At 34.2% G+C, this 11,937-nt stretch carries 10 protein-coding genes and 4 pseudogenes; 8 read left to right on the top strand and 6 right to left on the bottom strand.

Annotated features, from left to right (window positions below; genetic code table 11):
• Positions 1–128: 128 nt before the first annotated feature.
• Entirely contained in the window at positions 129–1,013 is an 885-nt protein-coding gene (locus tag ONG78_RS04640; RefSeq protein WP_264377782.1) for an Rpn family recombination-promoting nuclease/putative transposase, read from the bottom strand.
• A gap of 170 nt (positions 1,014–1,183) precedes the next feature.
• Between ONG78_RS04640 and mutL the strand changes: the two are divergent.
• The 6 genes and pseudogenes from mutL to ONG78_RS04610 form a co-directional block, all read left to right on the top strand.
• Positions 1,184–2,216 (top strand): annotated as a pseudogene (gene mutL / locus ONG78_RS04635) (DNA mismatch repair endonuclease MutL); the annotation flags it as partial.
• A 439-nt stretch (positions 2,217–2,655) separates the two neighbouring features.
• Positions 2,656–3,144 carry a sigma-70 family RNA polymerase sigma factor gene (locus ONG78_RS04630; protein ID WP_264377781.1) on the top strand — a complete coding sequence of 163 codons (489 nt, stop codon included), beginning with the start codon at positions 2,656–2,658 and terminating at the stop codon, positions 3,142–3,144.
• A 52-nt stretch (positions 3,145–3,196) separates the two neighbouring features.
• Positions 3,197–3,892, top strand: a pseudogene (locus ONG78_RS04625) (ATP-binding protein); the annotation flags it as partial.
• 296 nt (positions 3,893–4,188) lie between these two features.
• A complete protein-coding gene (locus tag ONG78_RS04620; RefSeq protein ID WP_264377779.1) occupies positions 4,189–4,668 on the top strand; it encodes a hypothetical protein in 480 nt (159 codons plus the stop codon).
• Positions 4,655–5,119: a phage baseplate assembly protein V gene (locus ONG78_RS04615; RefSeq protein ID WP_264377778.1), complete on the top strand. Its 465-nt coding sequence runs from the start codon at positions 4,655–4,657 to the stop codon at positions 5,117–5,119. The genes ONG78_RS04620 and ONG78_RS04615 overlap by 14 nt, the downstream gene beginning before the upstream one ends.
• Complete coding sequence (locus ONG78_RS04610; protein ID WP_264377777.1) at positions 5,120–5,374, top strand: PAAR domain-containing protein; 255 nt, start codon at positions 5,120–5,122, stop codon at positions 5,372–5,374.
• 116 nt (positions 5,375–5,490) lie between these two features.
• Here the strand turns inward: ONG78_RS04610 and ONG78_RS04605 are convergent.
• From ONG78_RS04605 to ONG78_RS04595, 3 genes and pseudogenes are all read right to left on the bottom strand, one after another.
• A pseudogene (locus ONG78_RS04605) lies at positions 5,491–5,641 on the bottom strand (IS481 family transposase); the annotation flags it as partial.
• An 8-nt stretch (positions 5,642–5,649) separates the two neighbouring features.
• The gene (locus tag ONG78_RS04600; RefSeq protein WP_019078875.1) at positions 5,650–6,888 is read right to left on the bottom strand and encodes an IS256 family transposase; all 1,239 of its coding nucleotides are present in this window, start codon (positions 6,886–6,888) and stop codon (positions 5,650–5,652) included.
• A gap of 66 nt (positions 6,889–6,954) precedes the next feature.
• Positions 6,955–7,822, bottom strand: a pseudogene (locus tag ONG78_RS04595) (integrase core domain-containing protein); the annotation flags it as partial.
• Positions 7,823–8,129: 307 nt separating this feature from the next.
• On the opposite strand from ONG78_RS04595, the gene ONG78_RS04590 reads away from it, so the two are divergent.
• Complete coding sequence (locus ONG78_RS04590; RefSeq protein WP_264377776.1) at positions 8,130–8,306, top strand: hypothetical protein; 177 nt, start codon at positions 8,130–8,132, stop codon at positions 8,304–8,306.
• Between the two features lie 363 nt (positions 8,307–8,669).
• On the opposite strand, the gene ONG78_RS04585 is transcribed toward ONG78_RS04590, so the two are convergent.
• Together ONG78_RS04585 and ONG78_RS04580 are read right to left on the bottom strand one after the other, a co-directional pair.
• On the bottom strand, positions 8,670–9,599 hold the full coding sequence (locus ONG78_RS04585) for an AEC family transporter (RefSeq protein WP_264374729.1): 930 nt from the start codon (positions 9,597–9,599) through the stop codon (positions 8,670–8,672).
• Between the two features lie 253 nt (positions 9,600–9,852).
• Entirely contained in the window at positions 9,853–10,410 is a 558-nt protein-coding gene (locus ONG78_RS04580) for an acetyltransferase (RefSeq protein ID WP_264377266.1), read from the bottom strand.
• A 16-nt stretch (positions 10,411–10,426) separates the two neighbouring features.
• Between ONG78_RS04580 and ONG78_RS04575 the strand changes: the two genes are divergently transcribed.
• A complete protein-coding gene (locus ONG78_RS04575; RefSeq protein WP_264376355.1) occupies positions 10,427–11,596 on the top strand; it encodes a multidrug effflux MFS transporter in 1,170 nt (389 codons plus the stop codon).
• Positions 11,597–11,937 lie beyond the last annotated feature (341 nt).

The raw sequence follows: 11,937 nt of genomic DNA, 5'->3' as shown, positions 1-11,937 counted from the left end.
GCCAGTAGCGTATTACGATACGTTCGGATTATTGTAAAAAGAGCTATACGTACGGAACAGATTAATGATGGGCGAATAAATTCAAGACCTCAAAGTAATTTTACTCAGGATAGAAGTTTAAGGTTAAATTAACTTCTTAATTTTTGAATCTCATCCAAAGAAAGGCCAGTTATTTCAGCGATAACATCAATAGAGACACCGGCCTTGAGTGAGTTTTTGGCAACTTCAATTTTACCTTCAATTTTACCTTCAATTTTACCTTTTTGATGGCCGATTTGGATGCCTTCATGAAGTTTTTCTTCAAGACTAGATAAATAATCATCGGTACGTTTCTTAGCTTGATCGTAAGCAAGACGTTCTTCTTTACTCCAATTATATTGGTTCAGCTCATCATAAGCCCTGCCAATAATTAAATCACTTCCTATTATTTTTTTTAGATCCTCTTCACTTGTTTCACCGGCGTGTTTAAAAAAATAACACCATTTCTCTACTATATTTTCTAATTGATCTTCTCTTTTTTTAAATTTAGGTAACTCTATAAAAGTAAAACTAAAGTCTTTGAGATCATGTTCAAAAGTTATCTTATCAAAAGTAACATGATCAGACTTATAAGCCAGCTTATTAGGAAATAAGATAAAATCGGCAATGGCAATAAAGATAACGCCTTTAAGATCATGATACTGGTCACCTACATCAGCTTGACTTGAATAGGCCTTAGCGGCATAATATTGGGCACGTTTTTCAAAGCCAGTAGTTTTAGCGACTTGCATCTCAATGATGGTTTTGACCCCTGTAGAATCAACACAGAGAACATCAACAATACTTTGCTTTTGAGAGGCGATGACAGGGTCTTGAATGGGACTGAGAAAGGAGACATCTTTAATCTTGTTGTCATCGGTAAGACCTAGTATATCATTAAGAAAGTGAATAAGAATATCTTTATTTTTTTCGGTACCAAAGATACGACGAAAAGCTATATCATTGCGAGCATCAAGGAACTTCGAAAGAGCCATGAGAAAGTAAGATAAAAAGCACTAATAATTATACACAATTCTGAAGAAATATTCAACTAAATTCCAACATGTTAATCAGAGAATGATCTTCATGAAAGGGCTTATTTAATAGAGAACTTGATTCGCATTGATATTCAAGCTATATCCTGATCAGACTGAGAGTTGTAAACATGGCAATAATTCTTTTAGACACAAAAACTATAAATCGTATAGCAGCGGGAGAGGTAATAGAGAGGCCAGCAAAAGGAATTAGTAGAAAATGCAATAGATGCTAGAAATAGAGATCAAAATAGAAAGTGGTGGGCGTAACCTTATAATTGTGACAGATGATGGAAATGGAATAGAAAAGAGCGATCTAGAACTAGCATTTATGAGGCATGCCACTTCAAAATTAAGCGATAGTGAGTTAATAGAAATCTTGGCTTTAGGGGGGAATTCAATTGCAGCAGTAAGTAGAATATCTAAGGCAAGTGGAGCAAAGGAAGCATGGTCTATAAGGTATGAGGGAGGAGAAAAAATAAGAGAGATTACACCTTGTTCTTTGCTAAAGGGTACATATATTGAAGTTCGTGACTTATTTTTTGCCACACCAAATAGACTAAAATTTCTAAAAACCGAAAGGGCAGAAACACAAAGCATTGTTGATATTGTAAATAACTTAGCAATAATTAACTATAGTATTGGGTTTACTCTCACTTCCGGTAATAAAAAGCTTTTGAAATATGCTAAGCAGGCCTCGTTATTTAGTAGACTATGTGAAGTAGAGAAGGAATTTCAGAATAATTCTCTGGGCATTAATGAAGAAGAAGACGGTATTAGACTTACAGGACACATCTGCAAGTCAACTGTCAATCGTGGTAAGTCTGATATGATCTATACATTTGTTAGTGGTAGGCCAATTAAGGATAATCTGCTTATTGGTGATCCGTTATGCGTATCATGACCTTATTCCAAGCAATAGATATCCTTTTGCAGCGTTGCACTTAGAGATACCGTATGATCAAGTGGACGTAAATGTGCATCCAAATAAATCAGAAGTAAGATTTCAGAATAAAAGGTTAATATATGAAATAGTGAGAAGAGAAAGCATTATCGATGAGAATAGGCACATTCGCAGCAAGTGATCAAAGTATTGAAGAGTTTGATGCTAGTAAAAGTCAAGAGCAAGTCAATAGTAAAGAGAAAAAAAATCAAAAAGAGTTTTATGAGAAGAGACCAAGTCTTTTAAAAACTTTTACGTCTTTAATGGGATGGTGATCAAGCTTGATTTCGTTATCAGCTGCAAAAGTTTTTTTTCTACTTTATGATTGCTTTCCCAATTAGCATCACCACTGCCCCAAGCAAGATGGATAGATTGCTTTTTTATGCTTGCTGCTCTTCCTGATTGTGTAAGAATTGACACCTGTGATGAGTTTGAAAGGCTTATATAATATATATTCAGGATTTGGAAAATTTTTGTCCAAAAAAAATCTAATTTTTTATTGCAGTATTATTTAAAAATCGAACTGTACTATTCTCGAAAAAAACAATATAATATCAATAGGTTAGAAATTGCATCTGTATTATTTATTTTTGCTCCTGTCCTACAAAGTGCACCTATAAGTTCTCATCCTTAAAGCATTAATTGTTTTAGGGAAAAGTTATGAAACTAAAAACTGCCATAGTTGTTCAAAATATACGGTATCAAGCTAAGAGATTAAAACTTTTTGAATGCTTTACTCATGAAACCCATGAAGATCTTGAGCAAGAACTTTTCTGTGAAATTTGGACTTATCTTGATAGATATGATGAAAGTAAAGGTAGCTTTAACACTTTTGTAGCAAGATTAACCGAACGTCGTGCCAATAACTTATTGGAGAAACAACTATGTATGAAGCGCAATATTAATAACTATGTCAATATTGAGAAAACAGAAGCTTTTGAAGATGAAGTAGCGAAACGTACTGATGTAGATTACATGATTTCAATACTACCAAGAAAGATGCAAAAGATATGCGAACAACTCAAGTACTTTAACTTATATGAAGTTGCTAAGATGAACAACATATCAAGAACTACTTTAAATACTATGGTAAGAAAAATACGTATAAAACTCTCTTCCATCTACTACAAGAGCAAAAAGAAAAATTGAACATAAATTCTACCTTTCCTGAATATATAACATATACCATTGAGGTGAATAAATGACTTTTAAAATTTTAAACAATAATGAAAGATTGAAAACAACTACAGGCATAAAAGTAGTAATTTTTGGTCCTTACGGTATTGGTAAAACCAGTCTCTTAAAGACTATAAGTGAACCAACACTATGTCTTGACTTTGAAGCAGGTCTGCTTGCTGTTCAAGATTGGCAGGGAGATTCAATCATTATTCGCACTTGGAATGAGGCAAGAGATGTAGCTTGTCTTATTGGTGGTCCAAACCCTGCGCTGAAATCTGACCAAGCATACAGCCAAAAACACCATGAACATGTATCTGGCAAATATAAAGATCTTCTTTCTGAAGTTTCTAAATACCGATGCATCTTTGTAGATAGTATAACCGTTGCTTCACGTTTATGTCTCTTATGGGCAAGGATGCAACCTGAGTGTTTTTCTGATAGATCGGGAAAAGAAGATAAAAGAGCTGCTTATGGGTTACTTGCTCAAGAGATGATGGCATGGCTCAATCAATTTCAACATATCAGAGATAAAGACATCATCATAGTTGGCACATTAGGCCAATATCTTGATGATTGCAATCGCTCAACCTGGCTTCCTCAATGTGAAGGAGCAAAAACTGCTAGTGAAATTCCAGGTATTGTTGATGAAGTAATTAGTATGGTTGGAATCAAGAAAGATGATGGTACAGAGAAACGTTTATTTGTCTGTCAGACTATTATGAGAAGAGCTATAATTAGAGCAAATCTCTACGACATTAGAGCATCGACAATTGGCAAGATACAAAAAACAAGAAGAGGATCGAAAGTAGGAAAGCATGAGTTTATAGGAGGATTTGCAGCAGTTATGCCAAAAGGAAATAGCGGTATTTTTAAACGTGAAGGAAGAGCAGCATTACCAATAAAGGAAGTTAAGTTGCCACTAGAACCTGAGGCTTCAAGGATAATATTGTTAATTATGAAGTTGAAAAGGTATTTGAAAAATATTTTATACATTACATGAGTTAAATTATATGCATGACAAAGTTCTGGAAAGATTTACATCAAGCAATTTGCACCACACTGAAGGAAGAAATACCGGCTATACAGACATATGAAATTTATCCAGCAATAAGAAAAGAATTATTAGCGCCAGCGTTATTTGTAGAGCTTGTGAGTTTAGAATCGGGAAAAGATCCTGGAACAGAGGAATTAGCGCTGAAAGCAAGATTTGAAGCACGAATTGTGATTGATAGCACAATAGAAAATGCCCCTATTATTGTCAGAACATTAGCTGCTGAGGTTGCAAAAGTTGTGAATAAAAGCACTTTTAGTATGAACATTTCACCAGGTGAATTTCTCTCTGCAGAACCTGATGGATTTAGGCCAGAATTGGATGCATATTTAGTGTGGATGGTTGAATGGGTGCATACAATACACGTAGGGCGATCTATTTGGGAAGAAGGAAAAATTAAGCCACATACCATAAACGTAGGAAATATAAATGTTGGATCATAGTTTTGCGATTTCAGAGCTGAATAGGAAGCTAGCAAACGTTATTCGTATAGGAGTTGTAAAAGAAATAGATTATGAAAAAGCAAAAGTAAGAGTTAAAATAGGAGAATTTTTAACAGATTATTTACCATGGATAACGAGCAAAGCAGGAAAAGATAGAAATTGGTCTTCACCAGATATTGATGAGCAAGTAGTTATACTTTCCCCGCTGGGAGAATTATCTTTAGGAGTAGTACTTCCTGGAATATATCAACAAAAGTACGCTGCACTAGAAAATAAAAAAGAAATAAATAGTGTGAAGTTTCAAGATAGAACAAGATTGTTATATGATAAGGAAAAACATCATTTAGAGATTGAAGTAGTAGACAAAATAACACTGAAAGCTGGGGGATCGAGAATAGAGATGACAAAAAGTGGAATAAAATTGAAAGCAGATAGAATAAACCTTAATTAAATGAATAAATCGGTTGTACGATTAGGAGACTATTGTGGAGAAGTAACACCGCATTTCTGCATTAGTGGGAGTAACAATGTTTTTGTAAATGGAAAGTCAATATGCAGACAAGGAGACAGTTTTAGTGAAGGAAAAGTAATGATTCAAGGATCAAAAACAGTGTTTGCGAATAGCTATGGAGTGGGAAGAGTTGGTGACATTGTTTCTTGTTCTAATACAATGAAGAGAGGTAGTAATAATGTTTTCTCAGAATGACTAAAATTGATAGAAATTGAGATAAAGTGTACTAGACACAACTTAATCTGACAGGTGAGAATTAACTGACAGAAGAATTGAAAACTAATATCAGTCTTTTGTTTAATGTTACTAATATTTTTCTGAAAAGCAATTTGTTTGCTATCAAGAAAAGTTTGCATAGGCAAAGCAATATTTGCCTGAATGAGGCCTTGTCTCATTGTAAGAACGCAGCCAATGATCAACATCAATCTGCAAATCTGGGAGTGTTAAATAAACTGTGTCAAACCGCATTTTTAATTCAACTCAATTTTCAATCTGTTCGGAAAGAAAATATCAAGTTGAGACACGGTTAATGCCCAATTTTGTACAGACATTGTCCATTTCTCTTCCACCTTTTTTATAGCACAATATACCTGTTTGTACAAGGCACTTATGCTGGTAAATGAGCCCTTGGTTTTGGTAAATTTTCTGATTTGTCTATGCAGGCCCTCAATTGGATTTGTAGTGTAAACCAGCCTTTTCACTGGGTCAGAATACTTAAAATAGCCAGACAAATTTTCCCAATTATTCTGCCAAGACTTTATAACCATTGGATATTTCGTGCCCCATTTTTCATCCAGCTCCAGCAAATAATTTTCAGCAATTTCCTTGTTTGAAGCCTGATATATTTTCTTCAAATCGCTCATAAAACTTTTCACATCTTTGCTAGACACATATTTCAGCGAGTTCCTTATCTGATGCACTATACATAGCTGCACCTCTGCATTAGGGAACACGCTATTTATAGCCGTAGGAAAGCTTTTCAGCCCATCTACACAAGCAATTAGAATATCCTCTACACCCCTTTCTTTGAGGTCATTTAACACACCGAGCCAAAAGTTAGCTCCCTCACTTTCAGCCAAATAGAAGCCCAAAACCTCCTTTTTGCCTTCTTGATCTACACCTAATATGTTATACATGCATTTGCTTACACACCGTCCGTCTTCTTTGACTTTGAAGAACATGCCGTCCATGAAAACTATCGGATATACAGACTGCAGCGGTCGACTGCGCCATTCATTTATCACTGGCAGTAATTTGTCGGTAATGCTTGATATCTCTGCCGCTGATATTTTGTGGTCATAAATTTCTTCAACATGCGATGCTATATCTTTGTAGCCCATGCCACTTGCAAACATACTCAGGATCTTTTTTTCAAGCTCAGGATGTAGATTAGTTTGCCTTTTCTTAACCGCCTGAGGTTCAAAACTCCCATTTCTATCTCTTGGCGTGAAGAGTTCAAATGATCCTGAACTTGTATTCAAAGTCTTTGAATTTCTACCATTTCTTCGGTTGTTTTCTTCGCTTTCAGTTGACAAATGGTTTTCTATCTCACCTTCCAGGCTCACCTCTAGCAGTTTTTTTATAAATGGTGTTAATGCACCATCTCTTCCTGTCAATGGTCTTCCTTCTCGTATAGATGATAAGATATTTGTTTCTAATTCTTTATAGTCTACCAAACCGGTAGTTCTATTTGCTATTTTTTGACTCATGTCAAACCTCCATTTTTTATATCAATTTATTACTTTACTTCTCGGTTTGACACAGTTTATTTAACACTCCCGCAAATCTTTCAAAGAGCTGTAGATTTTCTTTCTAAAGATAATATTGTAACACTCATCTTGCATAGTTTTATGAAACCTCTCGCATATGCCATTAGTTTGTGGAGAATTGGCCTTAGTTCTTGAATGATCAATGTTTTCAATTCCCAAATAAAGCTGATAAGCGTGATTTTCTGGTTTACCACAATATTCTGTACCTCGATCCGTGAGAATTCGCAATAAAGGAATATTTTGTCCATCAAAAAACGGCATCACTCTATCATTTAGCAAGTCAGCAGAAGTAATAGCTGTCTTATCTACATAAAGCTTAGCAAACGCTACTCTCGAATATGTATCAATAAAAGTCTGCTGGTAAATGAGCACAACACCCTTGATATTGCCTACATAGTAAGTATCTTGAGATCCCAAATAACCTGGGTGTTCTGTGTCAATTTCACCGTGAGCTTCTCTTTGTTCTTTCACTTTTTCTAACGCTGCAAGCTGTTCTTCTGTCAGAATTATTCCGTCTTGCATAACTTTTGTTTCAAGAGCCTTAAGCCTTTTTTTGAAGGTCTCTAGGTCATTTCTCAGCCATACAGACCTCACACCACCTTCGGAGATCTCTTTTTCTAAGTTCGTTTGCAGATCTTTGTTGTCCGTATGCTGGAAATTCGGTAGCAATATTCACTACTGCTCTTTCTATATCTTCGGAAACTCTGTTTGCAAACAGTGGTTTTTTCTTGCTGATTTCGTGTAATGCCTCTTCTCCTCCATTTTCATATAACTCCTTAAATCTTAAAACGTATCTCTTCATTACCTTGCACGCTTGAGATACATTGCCGAGCTGTTTTGCTAGCTCTAATAAACCTAGTTTTGGTTTTAATATTTTTGTTTCTCATTTCTAACACTCCTTGTTCTTATTATTTTATAACTTACTTTTTTAAAGTGTCAGATCAAATCTTGTTTAATACAGTTCATCTCTCTATTTCATACATGACGCATAATTGCGCCTTTTCCATAACGCTCACCACCTTAGAGCTTGACTTTATCTAATTGTTATATTGATGCTCAGTGCGGAGAAGTTTTAAATGAAGCATTAGACAATATTAATCTTCCAAATATTACTGAGTGTAAATTAACTTCTAGCATTATTGGCGCAGAAGGCTCAATAGCGATCACTAAATTGTTAAAGAATGGGTAACTTTCCAAATCTTGTTAAACTTGATTTAATTTCTAATGATATTGATGTTGAAAGTGGAATAATATTAATGAGTGCGCTAAGGGGTGGTAGTTTTTCAAATATTAAAGAATTTAATTTACTTTATGACAACGTTTGCAACGAAGGCATAGCAGCATTACGTGAATCATAGAACAACAATATGCTTCCAAATCTTATTAAGTTTAGTTTTCCCTTTAGTATTACTAATGATAACAAAGATATGGAAATGTCAAGCGAATACCTATTAGGTTAATAGCATCATATAGAAAAAGGCAAGTTACATTTATTTGTTGCTGCTCATAGAACATCCAAATTCAACTATAGACCTGCTAAAGGGTGTAGGAAATCTTACTGCTATTGACATTATTGCGAAAATTCCATCAATTGATAACTTCCTATTCTGTGTAAAAAAATAAGAAAGGAGAGGAAAAAAGGATTAGTTTCTTTTATGATTATCCAAGAAGTCTAGTCTAAATTCAAGTTTTGTGAATAGGCCTAGCGCTTAAATTTTTGATCAAAAAGGGACAAGTTTAGTAAAAAATAATGATATTATAAGTGGAACATAAAATAGTCCCACTGCAGTACTAATTAGGAGCAATAAAGTAGCTTTATCTGGTTGGTAATTTAAAATATTAGCAAGTATTATACTGGATCCAGAAATCGGAATAATAGCCAGTAACATCAGTGCTTTATAGATGCTTTCATCGTATATACCTGTAACATGCTTGTCTAGCAAGACAATTCCCAAAACAAATAACGGCCAGAATATGTACTTTGCTACAATAGTGGTCAAGGCAAGCTTCCAATCTACTTTAAAATTTGTAATTTGTGCAATACTTACTCCAAGCAGCACCATTCCTAATGTGATAAATGTACTTCTGATATTTATCATAACATCTGTCAACAAAGTGGGTATTTGTATATCATATATACTTAAAAAGAAACCTAGAATCATTGCATATAATGAGGGAAGTTTGAGTAACTTTAATACGCATTCTTTTGCAGTATAGATACCATTTGCAGCTATATAAAATCCCAAGCTATTTTCAAATAGTACCATTCCTATGTAACAGACAACATACACAGACACTGAATCTTCATCAAATAAAGCCATGGCAATCGGTAGACCAAAATAACCCATACTTGTGCTGCCCGAGCTAAACGCTAATATGTTTCTCGTGTTGTCCTTAAATAAAAAAGAAGAAAGATAATACACTGATAAGGACATAGTACTACCTATAAACCATATCAAAATCGGCAGAGAAATTACTTTTAAATTAACTTCTGTATGAGATACTCCGTATAAAATCACTATTGGATTAGCTATATAAAAGAGTATTTGAGATATAGTATTTCTATCAATTTTAAGATATCTTCCTGCTAAGTAACCAATAAGTATTGTAATGTAAATAGGTAATATTTTGAGGAAAAGAGTAAAGAACATACTAGCCTATTGTGATATCTTTGCTGATAAAGTGATATTAGATTTTAAGGTATTGTAAAAGTAAGTAAAATTTATTTTCCAATTAATCAAGTTCATAGTTAGTTAAAAAAGATTCACTGAGTGCCAAAATTTGTTCTTATATAGGACTTAATAGTGATATTTTTATGATTAAATTATGTTAAGTTTGTATAAAGCTCCTTGTATATTTTTATAAACCACTTGTAGTAATTTAGGTAGATTGTTGAAAAAACACTCATCTTGAATGGTTCTCAGGAATTCTTGCCTTAATCATTAAAATCGCATCATTACTTTCCATAATTTTTTTAAAGCCAACTTTTTCGTAAACACGGATTGCACAAGCATTTGCTATACCTGGGTCGACAAAGGCATTCTCATAAACTTTAAAGACAAATTTGTTTAAAAATATATTCAAAGCTTGTGAACCAACTCCTTTACCTACATAATTCAGCTCTCCGATATACCAGTCTATAGCAGCACAACTTTCTGGAAGCTCTGAAGTATCGTAGCCTTGTTCAGGTGGAAAATCTTGCCTATTATAGTATTGAATATAACCAATATCAACTGCGTCACAATTAATAATGAATGCATACATCGGTTTTTCAATAATTTGCGTCTCAAACTTCAAACGTTTGAACCCCTTAATGTAGGTACTATATTTTTTCTCAATTAACTCTGGTGTCCAATTTATATCTGCATCCCACCATAGCTTTACGTGAGGTGTTTCTAACCATTTTAATAACAGTAAAAAATGTTCTTCTTTCAACGCTTTAAATGTGATATTTTTATTCATTAATGAAAAATCTCAAATGTTACTACCATTTCTGTTAATCCTGTCTCTAATTGCCAAGTTCATTGAGATTGACATTTCCGTACCTAGTTTTCCTGATATGGTGCGCTATTTTAACGTATCAGAAGGAACAATTCAATTAACTATTGCTTATAATTTCCTAGGCTTTTGCATAGGAGGGTTATTTTTTGGTCCATTGTCTGAATGTTATGGCAGAAGAAGGATTATGATCATAGGTAACACTTTGTTATTAATTGGCGCTGTTGGTTGTGTTTTTGCACCGTCGGTTTTTTCTCTTTTAATTTCTCGTTTTATTCAAGGTATTGGTGCAAGCACATCTGTAGTTGTGTTTGCAATCGTTGCAGACAGTTATCAGGGTGACAAAGCAATAAAATTTATTGGAATCATGAATTCTGTTCTAACAGTTGTCATGGCAATTGCGCCAGTGTTAGGCAGTTTCATCAATGAAATTGTAGGGTGGCGTGGTAATTATGCAACTGTTGCAATACTTTGTTTAATCTCCTGGGTTTTACTGCTTTTTCTGTTACCAGAAACAAAAAAGGACCGCGATATTTTCAGTTTGAAAAAAATGATGAAAGATTACAGAAAACTACTATCTAGTCCGAGATTTGTTACGTTGTCTTTGGTACCGAGTCTCTTTTCTGCCGCTTATATGTCATTCATCACTTGTGGACCTTTTCTGTATATGAAGACTTTTGGTTTATCTAGCACTATTTATGCACTACATCAAGGTGCAATAGTTGGGTCCTTCTCACTTATTAGCCTGTTTTCCAGTAAGATCTTAAAGAAACTTGGAGCAATATGGTGTGTAATTTCTGGTACAAGCGTGGGTGCTATTGGGTCTCTATTGCTTGTAATACTCAGTTTAATCATGCCCCATTCTTCCTACTTAGTAACACTATCTATGATTATTTTTTCTATCGGTTGTGCAATATGCCAGCCAGTGATTTTTAACGCATCAATAAACGTTTTTCCTGAAATTAAAGGTACGGCTTCTTCTGCACTCTCGTTCATTAGAGCTTTTGTTATGGCTATTTTTATCAGCTTAACAAGCTACGTTTACAACGGTCAGGCAATCAATATATCTCTTCTTGTTCTATCTGCAGTAGCGCTAGAACTTATTTTTACTGCCTATTTATTGTTTTCAAGATCTGGAGAAAATCTATAATCACCATATAGATCCTTCTCATTTCTAGTTATTGCGGTAATATGTATTGCAATTTTGCCGGCTGCTCTAAATGTATCTCTTCCACATCACCTAGTCTATATTAGTTAACAAGTATGAGCTTGCTCATGCGTCTAAAATTTGAGAGCCAACTTTCAACAATCCAATCAAATTCTAACTTTCTTTAAAATACTGTTTCTTGCTGTTTTTATACCCTAAAAAATTTAGCTTACTTTTGTGCTAGTTCGTTCAAATAGCATTAGTACGATTTACTTTTTTTTGGGATGTAGAGATTTTCTAGGGATTGTCTTCTTGAGTTCTATAGTATTTTGTTCAACATTGAA

This window comes from Wolbachia endosymbiont (group B) of Philonthus cognatus, assembly GCF_947179345.1.
Taxonomy (GTDB): domain Bacteria; phylum Pseudomonadota; class Alphaproteobacteria; order Rickettsiales; family Anaplasmataceae; genus Wolbachia.
The sequence above is the reverse complement of the archived record's forward strand: the minus strand, read 5'-3'. Positions and strand labels throughout refer to the sequence as shown.

Excerpts from the sequence above, each read along its gene's own strand:
- ONG78_RS04590 (WP_264377776.1), top strand. The coding sequence starts at position 8,130 with ATGGGTAACTTTCCAAATCTTGTTAAACTTGATTTAATTTCTAATGAT.
- ONG78_RS04615 (WP_264377778.1), top strand. The coding sequence starts at position 4,655 with ATGTTGGATCATAGTTTTGCGATTTCAGAGCTGAATAGGAAGCTAGCA.
- ONG78_RS04610 (WP_264377777.1), top strand. The coding sequence starts at position 5,120 with ATGAATAAATCGGTTGTACGATTAGGAGACTATTGTGGAGAAGTAACA.
- ONG78_RS04630 (WP_264377781.1), top strand. The coding sequence starts at position 2,656 with ATGAAACTAAAAACTGCCATAGTTGTTCAAAATATACGGTATCAAGCT.
- ONG78_RS04580 (WP_264377266.1), bottom strand. The coding sequence starts at position 10,410 with ATGAATAAAAATATCACATTTAAAGCGTTGAAAGAAGAACATTTTTTA.
- ONG78_RS04600 (WP_019078875.1), bottom strand. The coding sequence starts at position 6,888 with ATGAGTCAAAAAATAGCAAATAGAACTACCGGTTTGGTAGACTATAAA.
- ONG78_RS04620 (WP_264377779.1), top strand. The coding sequence starts at position 4,189 with ATGACAAAGTTCTGGAAAGATTTACATCAAGCAATTTGCACCACACTG.
- ONG78_RS04640 (WP_264377782.1), bottom strand. The coding sequence starts at position 1,013 with ATGGCTCTTTCGAAGTTCCTTGATGCTCGCAATGATATAGCTTTTCGT.
- ONG78_RS04575 (WP_264376355.1), top strand. The coding sequence starts at position 10,427 with ATGTTACTACCATTTCTGTTAATCCTGTCTCTAATTGCCAAGTTCATT.
- ONG78_RS04585 (WP_264374729.1), bottom strand. The coding sequence starts at position 9,599 with ATGTTCTTTACTCTTTTCCTCAAAATATTACCTATTTACATTACAATA.